Below are 20,106 nucleotides of genomic sequence, written 5' to 3'. Positions count from 1 at the left end.
ATCTCAGCCCTTTACTCCGGTGAGAGTGACGCCTTCGACGAAGGCCTTCTGTGCGAAGAAGAAGACGATGACCACGGGGGCCATGACCAGCAGGGTCGCGGCCATCGTCATGTTCCAGTTGACGCTGTGGGCGCTCTTGAAGGACTCCAGGCCGTAGCTCAGGGTCCAGGCGCCCGGGTTCTGCGCGGCGTAGATCTGCGGGCCGAAGTAGTCGTTCCAGCAGTAGAAGAACTGGAACAGGGCCACGGCGGCGATGCCCGGCTTGGCCATCGGCACGATGATCTTGAGGAGGGTCCGCAGCTCACCGCAGCCGTCGACACGCGCCGACTCGATGTACTCCTTGGGGATGGTGAGCAGGAACTGCCGCAGCAGGAAGATCGAGTAGGCGTCGCCGAAGGCCATCGGGATGATCAGCGGCCACAGCGAGCCCGAGAGGTGGAACTGCTGCGCCCACACCAGATACATCGGGATCACGATGACCTGCGGGGGCAGCATCATCGTGGAGATGACCAGGACCATCGCCGTCTTGCGGCCACGGAAACGGAACTTGGCGAGGGCGTAGGCGACGGGCACGGAGGAGCAGACCGTGAACACGGTGCCCAGCACCGCGTACATGATCGAGTTCTTCCACCAGCTCAGGAAGCCGGGCGTGTGGAAGACGTCGGCGTAGTTCGACCAGTGCCAGGAGGTCGGCCACAGGCTGCCGCTCATCGCCTGGCTGTCGCTCATCACCGAGGTGAGGAAGACGAACACGAACGGCAGGATGAAGACCAGGGCCAGCGCGATGGCGACCGTGTGCACGGCGATCCAGTTCAGGATGCGCTTGCGGCGCGCTCTGCCGTTGTCGCGGGCGCTGCCCGAGGGCGCCGGGCGCGCGGCCGTGACCGGCGCGTCGAGAGTGGTGGTGGTCATGATCAGTCCTCCGCCGTCAGCAGGCCGGTGCTCTTGCGCATCAGCAGCAGGGTGACGGCCATGGCGATGGCGAACAGTACGAGCGAGAGCACGCACGCGGCGCCGGTGTTGAAGTTCTGGAAGCCCATCGAGTAGACGAGCTGGGGGACCGTCAGGGTCGAGTGGTCCGGGTAGCCGGGCTGGATGACCGAGCCGGGGCCGATCGTGACCCCCGAGGCGAGCTTCCCCGCGACCAGGGCCTGTGTGTAGTACTGCATGGTCTGCACGACGCCCGTGACGACCGCGAACATGACGATCGGGGTGATCGAGGGCCAGGTCACGTAGCGGAACCTGCCGAAGGCCCCGGCGCCGTCCAGCTCGGCGGCCTCGTACTGCTCCTTCGGCACGTCCAGCAGGGCGGCCATGAAGATGACCATGAGGTCACCGATGCCCCACACGGAGAGCATCACCAGCGAGGGCTTCGACCAGTTCGGGTCGTTGAACCAGTTCGGCCCGCTGATCCCGAACCAGGACAGGACCTCGTTGACCGGGCCCGTCGAGGGGTTGAGCAGGAAGACGAAGGCGACCGTGGCGGCCACCGGCGGAGCCAGGTACGGCAGGTAGAACGCGGTGCGGAAGAAGCCCACACCCGCCTTGATCTTGGTGACCAGCAGGCCGATGCCGAGCCCGAAGATCACCCGCAGCGCCACCATGACGACGACCAGCCACAGCGTGTTCCACAGGGCGGGGCCGAACAGCGGCATCTGCGTGAAGACGTACTTCCAGTTCTTCAGCCCCACGAAGTCGGGCGTCTCGATCTGGTTGTAGTGCATGAACGAGAAGTAGACGGTGGCGATCAGCGGGTAGCCGAAGAACACCGAGAAGCCGATGAGCCAGGGCGACAGGAAACCCAGGGTGCGCAGCCGGGCGCGGTTCTTCTTGCGGCGCAGCGGGGCGCTGTCCTTGACCGGCGCGCGCCGGGCGGACTTCGCCGTGCCGGGGAGGGGGAGTGCCATCTCGGGTCCTCAGTTTTCCGACTGGAGGTTGTCGGCGTCGATCTGGTCGTCGAGCTCCTTGAGCCCGGCGTGGAGGTCGTGCTCCTTGCCCTCTTCCACGGAGTACGAGAAGTCCTGGAAGGAGGTGATGTACTGGCCGCCGTTGTTCGAGGGCGGGATCGCCTGGCTGTGCGGGTTCTGCGCGATGCTGATGAAGGCGCGGAAGGCGGGGTCGGCGTCCAGGTCCGGGGACTTCAGGGCCGCGTAGGTCGAGGGCACGTTGTGGATCGCGTTGGCGAAGGCCACGACCTGCTTCGTGTCGGTGGTCAGGAACTTCACGAGTTCGAAGGCCGCGTTCTGGTGCCGGCTGCTGTGCGCGACCCCGGCCACGGTCCCGGTCAGGTAGCCGCGCCCGTAGGTGTCGGCCTGGTCGTCGGGGACCGGGAGCGGGGCGACGCCCCAGTCGAACTTCGCCTTCGACTCGTTCAGCATGAGGCCGCGCCACTCGCCGTCGAGGTGCATCGCGAGCTTCCCGGTGAGGAAGCCGTTCTGCGAGGACATCTCGTCGCCGAAGGTGCCGCGCAGCCGCTCCAGCTTCGCGAAACCGCCCTGCGCGTCGTTCAGCCCCTTCATCGCGGAGTAGAACTGCTCGGTCTTCGGTTCCTCGGCCAGCCTCGCCTTGCCGTCCTTGCCGAAGTACTCCGGCCCCCACTGGGCGAACATCCGGTCGGGGCTGTTCTGGTAGAGCCGGAAGCTCGGCATGAAACCGACCTGCTTGAGCGTGCCGTCGCCGTTCTTCTTCGTCAGCTTCGCCGCGTCGCGCTTCATCTCGGAGATCGTGTGCGGCGGCCTGGAGATGCCGGCCGCCTTGAACTCGTCCTTGTTGTAGTACATGCCGAAGGCGTCGGCGAGCAGCGGCAGCGCGCACTGCGTGCCCTCGTACTGCGTGTAGTCGAGGAGGGTCTTAGGGAAGACCTTCTTCTTGTCGATCCCGCCCTTCTCCAGGAAGGGGTCGAGGTCGGCCCACATCCCGGAGGAGCAGTACTGGCCGACGTTGTTGGTGGTGAAGGAGGTCACCACGTCGGGGGCCTTGGAACCACCGGCGCGCAGCGCCTGGTTGATCGTCTCGTCGCTGACGTTGCCGGTGGACTTCACGTGGATGTTCGGGTGCAGCTTCTCGAAGCGGGCGATGCTCTCGTTGATCGCCTTGACCTCGCCGGGGGCCGACCAGCCGTGCCAGAACTTCAGCGTCACGGGCTTGGTCGGGTCGTCGTTTGCGCTGCCGGTGCTCGGATTGGCGCAGCCGGACAGGAGCAGCCCGGCTGCGGCAAGCGACGCGGCCATACAGGTGCGTATGCGCCAACGCGGCATGGCGGACTTCCTTTGCGGGAGGGGGACTCGGGGAATCCCACGTAGGACGGAACGGGGGGGAGGGGCGGTGGTACGGAGTGCGGGGGTCTGTGGGGGCCGCCGGGCGGCCGGGGGGTGTGGCGCGGTGGTGGGCGCCGGCCGGTGGGTTCAGTGGGTGTCGAAGACCGTGTCGCGGGTCCGGGTGAGCGCGGAGCGCAGCGCGCCGACGAGGATCGGGTCCCCGGCCAGCTCGCTGATCCGCAACAGGGGTCTGGGCAGGGCGAGACCGGTGAGTTCGGCCTCGACGCGGCGGCGCAGTTCCTCGCCGCCCGCCTCGGCTATCTGTCCGGACAGCACGACGAGTTCGGGGTCCACGACGGCGACGACGGCGGCGAGCCCGGTGCCCAGGCGGCGCGCGGTCTCGTCCAGTACGCCCGGATCGGTCAGCGCCTCGGCGAGCGGTCTGCCGCCGGCCAGGGCCCGGACGGCGGGCACCGACACGAGGGACTGGAGGCCGCCACCCCCGTCGTCCCCGGCGGTCGCGCTCTCGCCGCCCCGGGCGAGCGGGGCGCCGGGCAGCGGCATGTAGCCGATCTCGCCCGCGCCGCCGGTGGCCCCGCGCAGCAGGTGGCCGCCGAGCACGATCGCGGCGCCCACCCCCCGGTCCAGCCAGGCCAGCACGAAGTCGTCGTGGTCCTGCGCCGCGCCCTCGTACTGCTCGGCTATCGCGGCGAGGTTGACGTCGTTCTCGATGCTGACCGGGGTGCCCAGCTCCTCGGACAGTTCGGCGAGCAGGCTACGGGAGTGCCAGCCGGGCAGGTGCGGGGCGTACCGCAGTTCGCCGGTGTCCGGGTCCAGGGCGCCGGGGGTGCCGATGACCGCCTGGTGCAGTCGCCCGGCGGGCAGCCCCGCCTCGGCGAGCGCGCCCTCGACGGCCTCCCGGGCGATCCGGGCGGCGGGCCGCTCCGGACCCCGCGCGGCGCTCTCGGCCTCGACGCGGCTGCGGCCGACCACGGTGCCGGTGATGTCGGCGACGACCGCGCTGACCCCGGTGTGGCCCACCGAGAGGGCGGCGACGTGCGCGGCGCCCGGGTCGATCTCGTACAGCAGGGCGTTGGGCCCGGGGCGGCCGCTCTCGCTGCCGGTGGTGCGGACCAGGCCCGCCTCCTCCAGCCGGTTGAGCAACTGCGAGGTGGTCGGCTTCGACAGGCCGGTCAGCTCACCGATCCGGGTGCGGGTGAGGGGGCCGTGCAGGACGAGGAGGTCGAGGGCGGCCCGGTCGTTCATGGCGCGCAGCACCCGTGGAGTACCCGGGGTTCCAGCGGTCGTTGCCATGCGAGACGCACCTGTCCTTCGGCTTGCCGACCCTCCCTGACCACACTGTTAGGAAGGTTTCCTATCGGTGGGAGGAACGTAGAGCGCGCGTGAAGAGCGCGTCAAGAGCCTGAGCGTCCGAAAAACACCGGAAAGCCCCCGGGTATCGGGAGAGTTGCCTGCGGGGGCTTCCGGGGAAACGGCCCCCACCTGCGGATACGTGCGGGAGCGCGGGTTCCCCGGGGGTGCGTGTGTGACGCAGGTATCAGCGGGTTTCGGCCATCGTTCGCGGGGGCCGGTGACCGGGGCGGCCCGGCCGGAGGGAGCCCGGCCGACCGGGAATCGGACGCGGGACGAGTGGTGCGGGTGGTGGACGGGGGAGCCGGGCGGTGCGGGCGAGGGACGCCGGGGGGGCGGGCCGGGCACCGGATGGGGTGAGCGGTGCGGGCCATGGACGGGGGAGGCGGGGAGGCGGGGAGGCCAGGCAACGGATGCGGGGTCCCCCGGCCCGCCCATCCGGCCCGGTCCGGGGGCTACTTGGACAGCGGCGGGGAGGGCGGCGGCACGAGCGGGGCGGCCGCGAGGGACTGCGGGGAGGTCGTCGAGGCGTACGCGGAGGGCGCCGACATCCCGGCCGTCGGATCGGCCGGCGCGGCCTCCGGGTCGGTCCCGACGGGCATCCCGCCGACGATCCGCAGACCGGCCGCGTCGAAGGCCCGCTTGACGCGCCAGCGCAGCTCACGCTCCACGGAGAGCGCCTTTCCCGGCATCGTCTTCGCGGAGACCCGCACCACCATCGAGTCCAGCAGCACCGACTCCAGGCCCAGCAGCTCGATCGGGCCCCACAGCCGCTCGTTCCACGGCTCCTCCTTGCTCATGGCCGAGGCGACCTCGGTGAGCGTGGCGGCGACCTTGTCGAGGTCCTCGTCGGCGCGGACCGTGACGTCGACCCCCGCCGTGGCCCAGCCCTGGCTGAGGTTGCCGATGCGCTTGACCTCGCCGTTGCGGATGTACCAGATCTCGCCGCCGTCCCCGCGCAGCTTCGTCACCCGCAGGCCGACCTCTATGACCTCCCCGCTGGCCACCCCCGCGTCGATCGTGTCCCCGACGCCGTACTGGTCCTCCAGGATCATGAAGACCCCCGAGAGGAAGTCCGTCACGAGGTTGCGGGCGCCGAAACCGATCGCGACGCCCGCGACCCCCGCCGAGGCCAGCAACGGGGCCAGGTTGATCTTGAAGGTCGACAGGATCATGAGCGCGGCCGTGCCCAGGATGAGGAAGGAGGCGACCGAGCGCAGCACCGAGCCGATGGCCTCCGAGCGCTGCCTGCGCCGCTCCTGGTTGACCAGCAGCCCGCCCAGCGCCGTGCCGTCCACCGCCTGCACGGTGCGGTTCATACGCGCTATGAGGCGGGTGATGGTCTTGCGCACGACGTGCCGCAGCACCGCCGCGATCACCACGACGAGGATGATCCGCAGGCCCACGCCCAGCCAGTCCGACCAGTTCTCCCGGACCCAGCCCGCGGCGTCCGTGGCGCGCTCCTGGGCGTCCTCGAAGGTGACCGGCTCCGGGTTTTCCTCGGCGGCCGACAGGACGGACGGCAACACGGCGGGACCTCCATGCGGGGAAGAGAACAGACCAACCACACTAACGGGGCAGCGCGGGGCGACCGCCGCTCTCGCCCCCGGCGGGGAGGCGAAGCACCCGGCCCCGCGCGCCCCGTACCGCCCCGCGCGCCCCCCGCCGGGCCCGCTGTGGGCGAAAACACTCCCAGCCCGTTACCGGCTCATGGTGGCGCCACGACCGGCGATGAGGGGACACTGGTGCGGATCGTCCCGGCGCGAGCCACGCGCCGCCGGCGTACAAGGAGGCATACGTGCCGCATGTCCTGGTCCTCAACGCGTCGTACGAACCCCTGGGCGTCGTCCCCCTGCGCCGCGCGCTGGTGCTCGTACTGGAGAACAAGGCCCTGTGCCTGGAGGAGTCCGGCTCCTACCTGCACAGCGCCACCCGCACCGTGCCCGCCCCCAGCGTGGTCCGGCTGAAGCGGTTCGTGCGGGTCCCCTACCGGGGGCCCGTCCCCCTGACCCGGCGCGCGCTGTTCGCCCGGGACGGCGGGAAGTGCGCCTACTGCGGCTCCGCCGCGACCAGCGTCGACCACGTCGTCCCGCGCAGCCGGGGCGGCCTGCACGCCTGGGACAACGTGGTGGCCTCGTGCCGCCGCTGCAACCACACCAAGGCCGACCGCCACCTCGTCGAACTCGGCTGGCGCCTGCGCCACACCCCCGCCCCGCCCACCGGCCTGGCCTGGCGCATCATCGGCACCGGCCACCGCGACCCCCGCTGGCTCCCGTACCTGCGCCCCTTCGGCGCCGACGACGCCCTGGAACGCATCGACGGGATCTCGGCCTGAGAGGGCGGACGAGGGCACCGGCCCCCGCGTCCCGCCCCGGCGCGCCGATAGACCGTGCCCGCCCCCGGCGCGCGCAAAATGTGACGCGGAGCACGTCCCGCGCAATAAAATGTCTGGCTCCGGGTCCGCTGGGTAGGGCTGCCGTGACCGTGTAACGGACACACTCGACCGAAGGAGGCCCTCGTGGCCGCATCGGCTCATCTGCTGCTCTCGGCCCTGTCCAAACGCCCGGACCTGCCGGCCCAGCCGGTCGTCCGCGCCGAACTCCCGGACCGTCGCCGGTCCGGGGAGGCCGCGCGGCCCGACCTGTCGGCAGTGTCCGACCCCGACGCGGGGCTGGAGGGCGCGAGTTCCTGCACCTGCCTCGAAGCCCCCCTGACCAGCGAACCCCCGCTCGCCGACGCCTCCCCGCTCACGAGCGAACCGCCCCTGCCCGACGCCGCGCCGCTCACCAGCGAGCCCACCGCGCACGGCACGGCCTACGACCCCGAGTACGCGACCGTATAGCCACCCGCACACCACCCCGACCGGCCGGACACCGGACAGACAGGCGGAAACACACCGATGGCACTGGCCCGACTGGCCGCCCTGCACGGGGTCGCCACCTCCTACGCGCCGTCCCCCGAGGAGACCGTCGAGGTCCCCGAGGCCGCCGTGGTCGCCGCGCTCGCCGCCCTCGGCGTCGACGCGCGCACCCCGGAGGCGGTCTCGGCCGCCCTCGACGCGCACGCCCGGGAGGCGGAGCGCCGCCTGCTGCCGCCGACCGTCGTCGTGCACACCCCGCCCGACGAGCCGGACACGGCGCCCGTCGCGCCCCCGCCGGTCTTCGAGACCCTGCCCGGCGGCACCCGCGTCGAGGTCCGCACCGAACAGGGCCCCGTCGTCACCTGGACCGTCGCCCCCGGCGAGGCGCCGCCCGCGCTGCCGCTGGGGGTGCACGGGCTCCAGGCCCTCGCGCCCGACGGGCGCGGCGCCCAGGTCCATCTGGTCGTCGCCCCCGACCACGCGCCCGCGCCCGAGGGCCGCTCCACCGGGCTGCTCGTCCAGCTCTACTCGCTGCTCTCCGGCCGCTCCTGGGGCATGGGCGACCTCGCCGACCTCGCCGCGCTCGCCGCCTGGTCCTCCCGTACGTACGGACTCGGCTTCGTCCAGGTCAACCCGCTGCACGCGGCCGTGCCCGGAAAACCCACCGACCCCTCCCCGTACCGCCCCTCCTCGCGCCGCTTCCCCGACCCGGTGCACCTGCGCGTCGAGGACGTCCCCGAGTACGGCTACCTCGGCGCCGACGCCCGCGCGCGCGTGGCGCCCCTTCTGGAGCGGGCCGCCGCGCTGCGCGCCGCCGTGCTCACCGAGGACGCCCTCATCGACCGCGACGCCGTGTGGGCCTGCAAACTGCCCGTACTCGAAGAGGTGTGCGCCGTCCCGCTCGACCCCGGCCGGCAGGGCGCCTACGCCGCCTTCCTCGCCGCCCAGGGACAGCCCCTGGAGGACCACGCCACGTGGTGCGCGCTCGCCGAGGCGTACGGAGCGGACCCGGCGGCCTGGCCCGAGGGGCTGGACGACCCCCGCTCCGCCGCGACCGGCCGCGCCCGCTCCGCGCTGCGCGCCCGCGTCGAGCTGTACCAGCGGCTCGCCTGGCTCACCGACGGGCAGCTCGTCGCCGCGCAGGACACCGCGCGGGCCGCCGGAATGGCCGTGGGGCTCGTGCACGACCTCGCGGTCGGCGTCCACCCGCAGGGCTCCGACGCCTGGGCGCAGCGCGACTTCTTCGCCCAGGGCATGTCGGTGGGCGCCCCGCCCGACGCCTTCAACGCGCGCGGCCAGGACTGGGGCCTGCCGCCCTGGCGCCCCGACCGCCTCGCCGCCTCCGGCTACGCGCCCTACCGGGAGCTGCTGCGCGCCCTGTTCCGCTACGCGGGCGCCGTCCGCATCGACCACGTCATGGGCCTGTTCCGGCTCTGGTGGGTGCCCGAGGGCGGAGAGCCCACCGAGGGCACCTACGTCACCTACGACGCCGAGGCGATGCTCGCCGTCCTCGCCCTGGAGGCGCACCGCGCCGGTTCCTTCGTGATCGGCGAGGACCTCGGCACCGTCGCCCCGGGGGTCCGCGAGACCCTCGCGCGGCGCGGCGTCCTGGGCACCTCGGTGCTCTGGTTCGAACGGGACTGGGCCGACGGCTCCCGGCCGCTGCGCCCCGAGGAGTGGCGCACCGGCTGCCTCGCGACCGCCACCACCCACGACCTGCCGCCCACCGCCGCGCGCTACACCGGCGAGGACGTCGAGCTGCGCGAGCGCCTGGGCCTGCTGGCCCGCCCGTACGCCGAGGAGAGCGCCGAGGCCGCCGCGGAGCTGCGGGAATGGCTCGCGCAGTTCGCCGCCCTCGGCCTGCTGCCCGAGGGCCCCGGCGACGAGGAGGGCGCGATCCGCGCCGTGCACCGCTTCCTGCTGCGCACCCCGGCCCGGCTCACCGGCGTCTGGCTGCCCGACACCGTGGGCGACCGCCGGCCGCAGAACCTGCCGGGCACCTGGGACCAGTACCCGAACTGGCGGCTGCCGCTGTCGGACGCCGCGGGCCGCCCCCTGACGCTGGAACAACTGACCGCCGCCCCGCGCCTGCGTGCCTTCTTCGAGGGGCTGCGCCTCACCCCGCCGTCCGGCCCCCGGGGCTGAGCGGGGGCGGGGGCCCGTACGGACCCCCGCCCGCGCGGCCGGCGGGCGGCCCGGTTAAGTTGATCCCGTGGACAAGAAGGTGGACAAGAAGAACGCTCTGCGCGCCGGCGCCCTCGCGGCCGGTACGACGCTGATCATGCTGGCCATGACGTCTCCGGCGCTCGCCCTGACCCGTGACGACGGCGACGACCCGGGACACGGGCTCAGCGTGCTCCAGACCCTCGGTCTGTTCGTCGGCATCCCGATCCTGGCCTTCCTCGTGATCGCCGGCCTCGTGGTGCTCGGCACGAAGAACACGAAGAAGCTGCCGCACGCCTGAGCCCCACCCCAGCCGTACCCGGCCGGGCCCCGCCCCTGCGCACCGCAGGCGGCGGCGGTCCGGCTGCGCGCGTGCCTGCGCCCTCACGCGTCCGTACGCCGGCCCCCGACCGGGCGCTCGGGCCCACGGGCCAGCCGCTGCCGGGCGGTGACGGCGAGAGAGGGCCGCGATCCCGTTGCGCACGGCGATCACCCGGGCCGCCCGGCCGTCCTCGGCGCCCAGCGCCCGTACGCCGCCGAGTCCGCAGTTCAGGGCCGGGCACACGGCGCCCACGACCCGCACCGGGCCGTCGGCCCGGCTCCTCGACGAACGGTCCGCGCGCCGCGACCGCACCACGCCCTGTGCGTCGGCTTCCCCTTGACGGGGGCGGAACACCCTCGTGGCGGCCCGGCCGGCGGGGATATCCTCCCGGCATGACCACGCCCCTGAGCGCCACCGCGCGCGCCCTGCTCGAACAGCCCCTGTACGCCGTGCTCGCCACGACCGGGGCGGACGGGCGGCCCGCGAGCTCCGTCGTCTGGTACGGCCTCGACGGGGACGACCTCGTCGTCTCCTCGCAGGAGGGGCGGCTCAAGGTGCGCAACGCCCGCGAGCGGCCCGGGGTGAGCCTGTGCGTGTACGACCCGGCCGCCCCGGAGACCTCGTACGTCGAGGTGCGCGGGGAGGCGACCGTCGAGGAGGACGAGGGGCGCGCCCTCGCCGTCCGCCTCGCCGAACGGTACGCGGGCCCCGGGGCCGGCCAGGAGTACCTGGACCTGCCGCCCGGGGCCCGCCGTGTCGTCCTGCGCATCCGGCCCGGGAAGGTCACCGGCAACGCGGCCCGCTGAACCCGCCCGGCCGCTCAGCCCACGCCGCGCGGCCCGCGCCCCGACACCCGCCGTACGCCGGCGGCCAGCGGGAGCGCGGCCGCCAGGGCCACCTGGAGGCCGCAGCCCGTCACCAGCAGGGCTTCCCCGCCGGGGCAGTTCACCGCCCACGCCGTCAGGCAGGCCACGTTGACCGCGCCCCACAGCGCGGTCGCGACCGCGAGCCGGCCGGTCGGCTTCGGGTAGGCGACCCGGCTCACCATGAGCCAGGCCACCGCGAGCACCGCGAGCACCGTCACCACGAAGGAGAGCTGGAGCAGCACCACCGACAGCACGGTGAGCGCGGCGAACGGGATCGGCATGCCCTCGAACATGCCGTCGCGCATCGTCGTGCACGAGAACCGGGCCAGCCGCATCACCCCGCCGAGCAGGACCGCGACCGCCGAGACCACGACCGGCGCCAGATGGTTCTCGCCGCCGCCCACCAGCCCCCACACCAGGACGAAGTAGGCGGGGGCGAGACCGAAGCTGATGAGGTCCGAGAGGTTGTCCAGCTCGGCGCCCATCCCCGAACCACCGAAGCGGCGCGCCACGATCCCGTCGCACAGGTCGAACAACGCGCCCAGCAGGATGAACAGGACGGCCGAGGCCGCGCCCTGCCGCACGCCGTCCCCGGTGTCCCCGTCGAGCAGGTGGGGGATGAGCACGGCGGTCGTGACGCAGTAGATCGCCGCGAAGCCGCACACCGCGTTGCCGAGCGTGAGCACGTCGGCCAGGGACAGCCGCAGGCGTTCGGGGGCGGGCAGCGGTTCGGGCCCCACCAGCGCGAGCGGCTCGCTCGGCGGTGCCCAGGGCGGGGTGGTCGTCTCCGGTCCGGTGACGGTCAAAATCATGCTCCTTGGGGGGAACTTGAGGGTGCTCCGGGCGCGGCGGGCGTCGGCGCGCGACCGCCTGCCGGAGGTTCGCGGCGGGGTGGCACGTCAGCGAAGGGGGACGACGCGCCCGGACCCTGACGGCCCGTCACCGCGAAGGGGCCACTGTAGCGAGAGAGGGGGCGCCCGGGGACTCCGGGCACCCCCTCCGCGGTCCCGGTGCCTCCCCGCGAGGGGGTGCGGCACCGCGACCCGGGTCGTCACAAAGGCGTCAGCGGCTCGCTGCGGCGTCCGCGGCCTGCGCCCTCAGCGCGCGCTCCACCCCGGCCCGGGACTCCGTCACCAGACGCCGCAGCGCCGCCGAGGGGTTCGCCGAGGCGAGCCACGCCTCGGTCGCCGCGACCGTCTCCCGCGACACCTGGAGCGCCGGGTACAGGCCCACCGCGATCTGCTGCGCGATCTCGTAGGAACGCGACTCCCACACCTCGCCCACCACCGCGAAGTACCGCTCCGTGTACGGGGCGAGCAGTTCGCGCTGGTCGGTCTGGACGAAGCCGGCGATCACGGCCTCCTGCACCGCGTTCGGCAGCTTGCCCGACTCGACCACCGAGGCCCACGCCTCCGCTTTGGCCTCCTCGGTGGGCCGCGCCGCCCGCGCCGTCGCCGCGTGCCGCTCACCGGCGGCGGTGCGGTCCCGGTCGTACTCGGAGCTGATCTCCTCCTCGTCGAAGCGGCCCACGGCCGCCAGCCGTTCCACGAAGGCCCAGCGCAGATCGGCGTCCACGGTCAGGCCCTCGACGGTCTGCGTGCCCTCCAGCAGGCCCACGAGGATGTCGAGCTGCTCCGGGGTGCGCGCGGTGTCCGCGAACGCCCGCGCCCACGCGAGCTGGTGGTCGCTGCCGGGCGCCGCCGCCCGCAGGTGCGCGAGGGTCGCGTCGGTCCACCGGGTCAGGCCGCTCTCGCGCCACACCGGGTCCGCGTACTGGTCGACGGCGAGCTTCGCCTGCCGCTGGAGCGACTGCACCACACCGATGTCGGTCTCCTTGCCGACCCCGCGCAGCACCAGCTCCAGGTAGTCACGCGCGGGCAGTTCGCCGTCCCGCGTCATGTCCCAGGCCGAGGCCCAGCTCAGGGCGCGCGGCAGCGACTCCTCGAAGTCCCCGAGGTGCTCGGTGACCACGCGCAGCGAGTCCTCGTCCAGCCGGACCTTGGCGTACGACAGGTCGTCGTCGTTGAGCAGGACGACGGCCGGCCGCGCCTTGCCCACCAGGGCCTCCACGGGCGTCAGTTCACCGTCCACGTCCAGCTCGACGCGGTCGGTGCGCACGAGCTTGCCGCCCTCCAGCTCGTACAGGCCGATCGCGATGCGGTGCGGGCGCAGCACGGCCTCGCCCTGGGCGCCGGCCGGAAGCGCGGGGGCCTCCTGCTTGACGGCGAAGGACGTGATGCGGCCCTCGGTGTCCACGTCGATCACCGGGCGCAGGATGTTGATGCCCGCCGTCTGGAGCCACTTGCGCGCCCACGTCGACAGATCGCGCCCGGAGGTCTCCTCCAGCGCGCCCAGCAGGTCGGTCAGGCGCGTGTTGCCGAAGGCGTGCCGCTTGAAGTACGCCTGCACGCCCTGGAAGAACTCGTCCATGCCGACGTAGGCCACGAGCTGCTTGAGGACGCTCGCGCCCTTCGCGTACGTGATGCCGTCGAAGTTGACGAGGACGTCGTCCAGGTCCTTGATGTCCGCCATGATCGGGTGCGTGGAGGGCAGTTGGTCCTGCCGGTAGGCCCAGGTCTTCTCCGTGTTGGCGAAGGTGGTCCACGCGGCGGGCCAGCGCGAGCCGGGCGCGTGCGCCTGGCAGGCCACCGAGGTGTACGTCGCGAAGGACTCGTTGAGCCAGAGGTCGTTCCACCACTCCATGGTCACGAGGTCGCCGAACCACATGTGGGCCAGCTCGTGCAGGATGGTCTCCGCGCGCCGCTCGTACGCCGCGTCCGTCACCTTGGAACGGAACACGTACTGGTCGCGCAGGGTCACCGCGCCGGCGTTCTCCATGGCCCCCGCGTTGAACTCCGGGACGAACAGCTGGTCGTACTTCTCGAAGGGGTACGCGTAGTCGAACTTCTCCTGGAACCAGTCGAAGCCCTGCCGGGTGACCTCGAAGATGTGCTCCGCGTCGAGGTGCTCGGCGAGCGAGGGACGGCAGTAGACGCCCAGCGGCACCCGCTGCCCGTCCCGCTCGTACACGCTGTGCACCGAGTGGTAGGGGCCGGCGATCAGCGCCGTGATGTACGAGGAGATGCGCGGGGTCGGCGCGAACTCCCAGACGTCGTCCTTGGGTTCGGGGGTCGGCGAGTTGGAGATCACGGTCCAGCCGGCCGGCGCCTTCACGGTGAAGCGGAAGGTCGCCTTGAGGTCGGGCTGCTCGAAGCTCGCGAAGACCCGGCGGGCGTCCGGCACCTCGAACTGGGTGTACAGGTACGCCTGGTTGTCCACCGGGTCGACGAAACGGTGCAGCCCCTCACCGGTGTTGGTGTACGCGCAGTCCGCGACGACCCTCAGCTCGTTGCGGCCCTCCAGCAGGCCGGACAGCGCGATCCGGGAGTCGGCGAAGACCTCCGCCGGGTCCTTGGCGTCGCCGTTGAGCACGACCTCGTGCACGGTGGGAGCGATCAGGTCGATGAAGGTCGAGGCCCCCGCCTCGGCCGAGTCGAAGCGCACGGTCGTCACCGAGCGGTAGACGCCGCCCTCCTGCGCGCCGCTGAGGTCCAGGTCGATCTCGTACGCGTCGACCGTCAGCAGACGCGCCCGCTCCTGCGCCTCTTCACGGGTCAGATTTGTGCCAGGCACGCGGTCAGCTCCTCGGTGTAGATGTCTGTGCGTCCCGACGCCAGGACAAGGGCGCCGGGCGGTGGGACGCGGTCGCGTCCGCGCCCCGGCGTCCGTCCGCCGTGGTGACGTCGGTACGTCGATGGCGTCGTATGGGGCGTTTATCCGTCCCATCCTTCCACGCGGCGCGCCCCCGGTCGGCGTCGGGCGCCGAACGGCTCGCGAGGGCGGGCGGGGGCGTGTGAGCGAACAGACGGCAATCCGGCGCGCGCTCCCGGGCAGGTACGGACCATCCCGGGAGCGGTCCGGACCAACGGGCGCGCCCGCCGGGATCATCCGGGGCATGCCGGACTTTCCCGCGCCCCCCGAAGGCGCCCCCGCGCGCCCGCCGCGAGCGCCCTGGGGCGGCCCCCTCCTCCCGGGCACCTCCGGGCCGTCCCGTGCGTTCTGCACTCAGTGCCACCCGAGGTACGATCCGCGCGCCGCGGCCCCGCCTCCACCGGCCGCGCGCAGGAGGCCGGGGCACTCGTGAACACCCGGCCCCGGTACGAGAGGCGGTGCGTGCCCGTGCCCGAGGAGCACGACGTGCTGGTGGCCGGTGCCGGCGTCGGCGGCCTCACCGCGGCGCTGTGCCTGCACGCCGCCGGCATCCCCGTACGCCTGGTGGAGGCGTCCGCGCCGCCCCTGCCCGCCGGGACCGGTGTCACCCTGCTGCCCGCCGCGGTCGCCGAGCTGACCGCCCTCGGACTCGGCGAGCCCCTCGCCGCCCTGGGGATCGCCCCCGCCGCCCTCGTCCTCTACGACCGGCACGGCGGCCCGCTGTGGTCGCGGCCGCGCGGACTGGCCCTGGGGCACCCCGTGCCGCAGTACGGCATCCACCGCGCCGCCCTCCAGGACCTGCTGCTGCGCGCCGTGCGCGAACGGCTCGGCCCGCACGCCCTGCGGACCGCCACCTCCGTCGTCCGTTTCGACGAGGCCGGGGACCATACCGTGCGGGTCACCCTGCGCGACGGCGTGCGCGGGCGCGACCACACCGAACGGGCCCGCGCCCTCGTCGGCGCCGACGGACCGCGCTCCGCCGTCCGCGCCGTACTGCACCGCGGCGAGGGCCCACCGCGCTGGGACGGCACCTGGCTGTGGCGCGGTCTCGTCCCCTGGCGCCAGGTGCTCGGCGGGCGCACCGTGGCCTTCGCCGGCGGCGGCGACGCCCGCCTCCTGGTCCAGCCGGTCTCCCGCGCCGCCGAACTGGCCGGACAGGCCCTGCTGCACTGGAGCGCCACGGTCCGCTTCGCGCCGGGGCGGCCCGGCACCGTCGGCGCCGCCGACTGGAACCGCAGGGGCCGGCTCGCCGACCTGCTCCCGCACTTCACCGGCTGGCGCCTGGGCGACCTCGACGTCCCCGCGATGCTCGCCTCCACCCCGCAGATCCACGCGAGCCCCGTGGTGCGGCGCCCGCCCCTGCGCCGCTGGGGCCAGGGCGCCGCGAGCCTCCTGGGCGACGCCGCCCACCCCTTCCTCCCGGCCGCCCTCGACGGCACCAGCCAGGCCGTGCTGGACGCCGCCGTCCTCGCCCGCTGCCTGGCCCGCACCACCCCCGACCGCGGCTCGGGCCTGCGCCTGTACGAACACCACCGGCTGCCCCGCGCCCTGGCCCTGCACCCGCCCGGCCCGCTGCCCACCGACACCCTCTTCGATCTGGTCACCGCCCGCGCCCCGGACGGCTTCGACCACGTCGAGGACGTCCTGACCCCCGCCGAACTGGGCGGGTTCTCGCGGGCCCAGCAGGAACTGGAGGCGGCGGCGGGCGCGTGGTGAACCCGCACGCCGCCGGGCCCGCCGGGCCCCCGGGCACGGGAAGGGGCGGCCACCGGTGCCCGGTGACCGCCCCTTTTCCTCCGTACGCGGACGAGCGGTGTCAGCCCTTCAGCTCCGCCGCGACCAGCTCGGCGATCTGGACGGCGTTGAGCGCCGCGCCCTTGCGCAGGTTGTCGTTGGAGACGAACAGGGCCAGCCCGTTGTCCACCGTCTCGTCGGCGCGGACGCGGCCCACGTACGAGGGGTCCTTGCCGGCCGCCTGGAGCGGGGTCGGGATCTCGGACAGCTCGACGCCCGGCGCGTCCTTGAGCAGCTCGTAGGCGCGCTCGACCGGCAGCGGGTTCGCGAAGCGCGCGTTGATCTGGAGGGAGTGGCCCGAGAAGACCGGGACCCGCACACAGGTGCCGGACACCTTGAGGCCGGGGATCTCCAGGATCTTGCGGGACTCGTTGCGGAGCTTCTGCTCCTCGTCCGTCTCGTACGAGCCGTCGTCCACGAGGTTGCCCGCCAGCGGCAGTACGTTGAAGGCGATCGGGCGCCGGTAGACGGCCGGCTCGGGGAAGTCGACGGCCTCGCCGTCGTGGGTGAGGCGGTCGGCCTCCGCCACGGTCTTCTGGGCCTGCCCGTGCAGTTCGGCGACGCCCGCGAGCCCCGAACCGGACACCGCCTGGTACGTCGCGACGACGAGCGCTTCCAGACCCGCCTCGGCGTGCAGGGGCTTGAGCACCGGCATCGCGGCCATCGTCGTGCAGTTCGGGTTGGCGATGATGCCCTTGGGGCGGTCGGCGATCGCGTGCGGGTTGACCTCGGACACGACGAGCGGGACCTGCGGGTCGCGGCGCCAGGCCGAGGAGTTGTCGATCACGACGGGGCCCTGGGCGGCGACCTTCTCCGCCAGCGCCCTGGAGGTGGAGCCACCCGCCGAGAACAGCACGATGTCGAGTCCGCTGTAGTCCGCCGTCGAGGCGTCCTCGACGGTGACCGCCTCGCCCTTCCAGTCGATCGTGGAACCGGCCGAGCGGGCCGAGGCGAACAGCCGCAGGGCGGTCACCGGGAAGTCCCGCTCGGCGAGAATCCTGCGCATGACCGTGCCGACCTGACCGGTGGCTCCGACGATTCCGACCCTCACGGGGACTCCTTCTCAGCTACGGCTCTGGCGTGTCCGGCTCGACCTGCGGACATCTGCGATACACGACCATGATGCGGCTGCCCGGGAGCGGTCTGTCCAATGCATTGTCCGGAACGTGGGACGTGCCACAGCGACCGCCACACATGAGTGTGACCCGGATCACCTGCCGGCCCCCGGCGTCGTCGAACGCATCCGGCCCACCGGACGTCGTAGGAGCGGACACGGCGAAGGGGGAGGGCCGGGGTGCTGCTCAGACGAGGGGGCGCGGGCGATCCGCTCGACGCCGCGCTGGAGGACAGGGTGCGTGCCGTGCTGACCCTGGGCGGGGTGCCGTACGCCGACCTGCCCGACGGCGTCCAGCAGGTCAGGCTGCGCCTCCTGGAACGCGCCCGCCGGGGGCAGGAGGAGCTGCGCGACGCCTCGGCCTGGGTCGCGGTCGTCGCCTCGAACCTCGCGATGGACTGGCACCGGGCGCGCCGCCGGCAGGAACGCCTCGGCGAGCGGCTCGCCGCGCTGCGCCCCGAGGAGCGGGCCGAGTACCGCGCCGCCGACGAGTCCCCGCTGCTGTCCCTCGCGGTCGCCCGGGGCCTGGACGAACTCCCCGACGCGCAACGGCAGGTGGTCGTCCTGCGCTTCTACGCCGACCTCGCGGTACGGGACATCGCCCGCGAACTGGACATCCCCGAGGGCACGGTCAAGAGCCGGCTGCACGCGGCGGTACGCGCGCTGCGGGAGCGGCTGCACGAGGACGAGGTGGTGTGAGGTGGCGGAGGAACACGGGTCAGGGCGACGGCCCGGGGAGCGCGCGGGCCACCCGGCCGGTACGGGACCCGAGGCGGAGACCGGGGCGGCGCGGGAGGGGGAGGCGGTGGCCGAGGGTGAGGTGGTGGGCGGGGTCGGGGGCGGGCCGGTGGGCGGAGCCGGCACGGACGGCCCGGCCGGCTCCGACTCCCCGGCCGGCCCCGGCCACCCGGCCGGCTCCGACTACCCGGCCGGCCCCGACTCCCCGGCCGGCCCCGACTCCCCGGCCGGCTCCGACTACCCGGCCGGTACCGGACCCGTTCACCCGGCTGAACTCGCCGCCCTCGCCGGTGACCCGCTGCCCGAGGACGCCGGGGCCGCCTACCGCGAACGGTACGAGCGCACGAGCCGGGACCTCGCCCTGCTCTCCCGGCACGTGCGCCACGTGGGGGACACCCTCGCCGGGCACCGCCCCGCGGCGCCCCGGCCGGCCCGCCGCCCCGCGTACGGCAGGCACCTGCTGACCACGGCGGCCTGCCTTCTGGGGGCCTCGGTCCTCGGCGGGCTGGTCTGGATCGGCGCCTCGCAGGGCGGGGGCGAGGCGGCGGACAGCGGCGGATCGGCGAAGTCGGCCCGGGAAGGCGGCGATCTGCGCCCGCCGAACGCCCGCGAGGACTACATCGCGTGCTCCAGGGTGCTGGCCGAGGGCGTCGTCAGGGAACTGACCCCGCTCGGCGCCGGACGCTTCCGGGTCGTGCTGGCCGTCGGGTACTACCTGCGGCCCGAGGGCCGCACCCCCGCCACCCACCCCACCGTCACGGTCACCCTGGGCGGCGCGGCCGGCCAGGAGCTGAAGGTGGGCGAGGACGCCCTCGTACGCACCCCGCGCACCGCCGGGGGCCAGGAGAGCTACGAGCCGGGCTGGGGCGCGAAGGACGCGCTCCCCGACCTGCTCCGGGCCCTGCCCCGCGCCGAGGGCCGCGCGTGTCCGCAGGGTTCCCCGTACCGCTGAGGAACGCGGCGCGGGGGCGGCGCGCGGGTGCGCCCGCCCGGGGGGACGGGCGCACCCGCGCGCGGTAATCGGTACCCGGACGTCGGACGGCCGCCGGATGAACGGCTAACGTCAGGGCGTGCGCTGGGAATTGCGGGTGGCGGCCTACGCCGTATGCGTGCGGGACGAGCAGATCCTGCTGGCCCGCTGGGTGGCCGCCGACGGCCGTCGCCTGTGGACCCTGCCGGGCGGCGGCATGGAGCCGGGCGAGGACCCCTACGACACGGTGATCCGCGAGGTGACCGAGGAGACCGGCCTCACCGCCGAGCCCACGGCCCTCCTGGGCACCGACTCCATCCGCCGCGAACACCGCCGCCTGGGCGCCGCCACCGCCTTCCACGGACTGCGCCTGGTCTACGAGGCGCGGATCACCGCCGGAACCCTCCGCAACGAGACCAACGGCTCGACCGACCTCGCCGCCTGGCACCCGCTGAGCGCCGTCCCCGGCCTCCCGCACGTCGAACTCGTCGACATCGCCCTGACCTTGTGGCGCGAGCGTCCGGCGGTGGGGAGGGTGGCGGGACGGTGAGGGCGCCCGCTCCCTTCCCCCGGAGGCCGCGCGCCGGGCACCGCCCGCCCCCGTGAGTGAGCGTGGCGGCCGGGCGGGGCGCGCTCCCTCCTCGCGGGCCGCGCCTGTCGCGGGTACCGGTCGCCGCGGGCGGGACGCCCGCGAGGGCGTCGCGGGGCGGCGGCCGCTACCCCGCCACATGAACCCGAAGTGACCTCCGTCCGTCCGCGTGACGAGGGCCCGGCGAGGACCCGGCGGCCGGCCGGTGCCGGGGTGATCCACGTTCTGCGACGCACGTGTGGCGTTGCCGCGCCGTTCACGCGCGGCTCACTCCCGGTGTCAACGCTCCTTCCCGGGGGAGGGATTCGCCTCCCTCCGGTACGCCGAGGCGTGCCGTGCTCCGGGAGGGAC

Annotated in this window: 17 protein-coding genes; 9 read left to right on the top strand and 8 right to left on the bottom strand. The window is 73.7% G+C overall.

Going from position 1 to position 20,106, the window contains the following annotated elements; all coding sequences use genetic code 11:
• Nucleotides 1–3: 3 nt before the first annotated feature.
• The 5 genes from ACFYMP_RS15835 to ACFYMP_RS15815 all read right to left on the bottom strand — a co-directional run bounded on the left by ACFYMP_RS15835 (nt 4) and on the right by ACFYMP_RS15815 (nt 6,157).
• Nucleotides 4–912: a carbohydrate ABC transporter permease gene (locus ACFYMP_RS15835; protein ID WP_388856668.1), complete on the bottom strand. Its 909-nt coding sequence runs from the start codon at nt 910–912 to the stop codon at nt 4–6.
• Nucleotides 913–914: 2 nt separating this feature from the next.
• Nucleotides 915–1,907: a carbohydrate ABC transporter permease gene (locus tag ACFYMP_RS15830; RefSeq protein WP_388856665.1), complete on the bottom strand. Its 993-nt coding sequence runs from the start codon at nt 1,905–1,907 to the stop codon at nt 915–917.
• 9 nt (nt 1,908–1,916) lie between these two features.
• Nucleotides 1,917–3,257 (bottom strand): extracellular solute-binding protein, encoded by a 1,341-nt coding sequence (locus ACFYMP_RS15825; RefSeq protein WP_388856662.1) that lies wholly within the window; start codon nt 3,255–3,257, stop codon nt 1,917–1,919.
• Between the two features lie 147 nt (nt 3,258–3,404).
• Nucleotides 3,405–4,571: an ROK family protein gene (locus ACFYMP_RS15820; protein WP_388856659.1), complete on the bottom strand. Its 1,167-nt coding sequence runs from the start codon at nt 4,569–4,571 to the stop codon at nt 3,405–3,407.
• Nucleotides 4,572–5,083: 512 nt separating this feature from the next.
• Nucleotides 5,084–6,157: a mechanosensitive ion channel family protein gene (locus tag ACFYMP_RS15815; RefSeq protein ID WP_388856656.1), complete on the bottom strand. Its 1,074-nt coding sequence runs from the start codon at nt 6,155–6,157 to the stop codon at nt 5,084–5,086.
• Nucleotides 6,158–6,426: 269 nt separating this feature from the next.
• Here ACFYMP_RS15815 and ACFYMP_RS15810 point away from each other — a divergent pair, with 269 nt between their 5' ends.
• The 5 genes from ACFYMP_RS15810 to ACFYMP_RS15790 all read left to right on the top strand — a co-directional run bounded on the left by ACFYMP_RS15810 (nt 6,427) and on the right by ACFYMP_RS15790 (nt 10,779).
• Complete coding sequence (locus ACFYMP_RS15810) at nt 6,427–6,963, top strand: HNH endonuclease (protein WP_363144933.1); 537 nt, start codon at nt 6,427–6,429, stop codon at nt 6,961–6,963.
• A gap of 183 nt (nt 6,964–7,146) precedes the next feature.
• A complete protein-coding gene (locus ACFYMP_RS15805; protein ID WP_388856653.1) occupies nt 7,147–7,470 on the top strand; it encodes a hypothetical protein in 324 nt (107 codons plus the stop codon).
• Nucleotides 7,471–7,527: 57 nt separating this feature from the next.
• A complete protein-coding gene (gene malQ, locus ACFYMP_RS15800) occupies nt 7,528–9,633 on the top strand; it encodes a 4-alpha-glucanotransferase (RefSeq protein ID WP_388856649.1) in 2,106 nt (701 codons plus the stop codon).
• 79 nt (nt 9,634–9,712) lie between these two features.
• Nucleotides 9,713–9,952 (top strand): hypothetical protein, encoded by a 240-nt coding sequence (locus ACFYMP_RS15795; RefSeq protein ID WP_388856750.1) that lies wholly within the window; start codon nt 9,713–9,715, stop codon nt 9,950–9,952.
• 413 nt (nt 9,953–10,365) lie between these two features.
• The gene (locus ACFYMP_RS15790; protein ID WP_388856646.1) at nt 10,366–10,779 is read left to right on the top strand and encodes a PPOX class F420-dependent oxidoreductase; all 414 of its coding nucleotides are present in this window, start codon (nt 10,366–10,368) and stop codon (nt 10,777–10,779) included.
• 14 nt (nt 10,780–10,793) lie between these two features.
• Here ACFYMP_RS15790 and pssA read toward each other — a convergent pair whose 3' ends face one another.
• Both pssA and pepN read right to left on the bottom strand, forming a co-directional pair.
• The gene (gene pssA, locus ACFYMP_RS15785; RefSeq protein WP_388856643.1) at nt 10,794–11,651 is read right to left on the bottom strand and encodes a CDP-diacylglycerol--serine O-phosphatidyltransferase; all 858 of its coding nucleotides are present in this window, start codon (nt 11,649–11,651) and stop codon (nt 10,794–10,796) included.
• A 250-nt stretch (nt 11,652–11,901) separates the two neighbouring features.
• The gene (gene pepN, locus ACFYMP_RS15780; protein WP_388856640.1) at nt 11,902–14,472 is read right to left on the bottom strand and encodes an aminopeptidase N; all 2,571 of its coding nucleotides are present in this window, start codon (nt 14,470–14,472) and stop codon (nt 11,902–11,904) included.
• A 507-nt stretch (nt 14,473–14,979) separates the two neighbouring features.
• On the opposite strand from pepN, the gene ACFYMP_RS15775 reads away from it, so the two are divergent.
• Nucleotides 14,980–16,266 carry an FAD-dependent monooxygenase gene (locus ACFYMP_RS15775; RefSeq protein WP_388856638.1) on the top strand — a complete coding sequence of 429 codons (1,287 nt, stop codon included), beginning with the start codon at nt 14,980–14,982 and terminating at the stop codon, nt 16,264–16,266.
• A 100-nt stretch (nt 16,267–16,366) separates the two neighbouring features.
• Here ACFYMP_RS15775 and ACFYMP_RS15770 read toward each other — a convergent pair whose 3' ends face one another.
• The gene (locus ACFYMP_RS15770) at nt 16,367–17,395 is read right to left on the bottom strand and encodes an aspartate-semialdehyde dehydrogenase (protein WP_388856636.1); all 1,029 of its coding nucleotides are present in this window, start codon (nt 17,393–17,395) and stop codon (nt 16,367–16,369) included.
• A gap of 243 nt (nt 17,396–17,638) precedes the next feature.
• Between ACFYMP_RS15770 and ACFYMP_RS15765 the strand changes: the two genes are divergently transcribed.
• The 3 genes from ACFYMP_RS15765 to ACFYMP_RS15755 all read left to right on the top strand — a co-directional run bounded on the left by ACFYMP_RS15765 (nt 17,639) and on the right by ACFYMP_RS15755 (nt 19,716).
• Complete coding sequence (locus tag ACFYMP_RS15765) at nt 17,639–18,157, top strand: RNA polymerase sigma factor (protein ID WP_388856633.1); 519 nt, start codon at nt 17,639–17,641, stop codon at nt 18,155–18,157.
• Nucleotide 18,158: 1 nt separating this feature from the next.
• Complete coding sequence (locus ACFYMP_RS15760; RefSeq protein WP_388856630.1) at nt 18,159–19,148, top strand: hypothetical protein; 990 nt, start codon at nt 18,159–18,161, stop codon at nt 19,146–19,148.
• Between the two features lie 118 nt (nt 19,149–19,266).
• Nucleotides 19,267–19,716: an NUDIX hydrolase gene (locus tag ACFYMP_RS15755; protein WP_388856627.1), complete on the top strand. Its 450-nt coding sequence runs from the start codon at nt 19,267–19,269 to the stop codon at nt 19,714–19,716.
• Nucleotides 19,717–20,106 lie beyond the last annotated feature (390 nt).

It is taken from the genome of Streptomyces sp. NPDC007088 (assembly GCF_042869355.1).
Classification (GTDB): Bacteria; Actinomycetota; Actinomycetes; order Streptomycetales; family Streptomycetaceae; genus Streptomyces.
Note: the sequence above shows the minus strand (reverse complement) of the source record. Positions and strands in the feature narration are given on the sequence as shown.

Excerpts from the sequence above, each read along its gene's own strand:
- malQ (WP_388856649.1), top strand. The coding sequence starts at position 7,528 with ATGGCACTGGCCCGACTGGCCGCCCTGCACGGGGTCGCCACCTCCTAC.
- ACFYMP_RS15790 (WP_388856646.1), top strand. The coding sequence starts at position 10,366 with ATGACCACGCCCCTGAGCGCCACCGCGCGCGCCCTGCTCGAACAGCCC.
- ACFYMP_RS15820 (WP_388856659.1), bottom strand. The coding sequence starts at position 4,571 with ATGGCAACGACCGCTGGAACCCCGGGTACTCCACGGGTGCTGCGCGCC.
- pssA (WP_388856643.1), bottom strand. The coding sequence starts at position 11,651 with ATGATTTTGACCGTCACCGGACCGGAGACGACCACCCCGCCCTGGGCA.
- ACFYMP_RS15830 (WP_388856665.1), bottom strand. The coding sequence starts at position 1,907 with ATGGCACTCCCCCTCCCCGGCACGGCGAAGTCCGCCCGGCGCGCGCCG.
- ACFYMP_RS15835 (WP_388856668.1), bottom strand. The coding sequence starts at position 912 with ATGACCACCACCACTCTCGACGCGCCGGTCACGGCCGCGCGCCCGGCG.
- ACFYMP_RS15825 (WP_388856662.1), bottom strand. The coding sequence starts at position 3,257 with ATGCCGCGTTGGCGCATACGCACCTGTATGGCCGCGTCGCTTGCCGCA.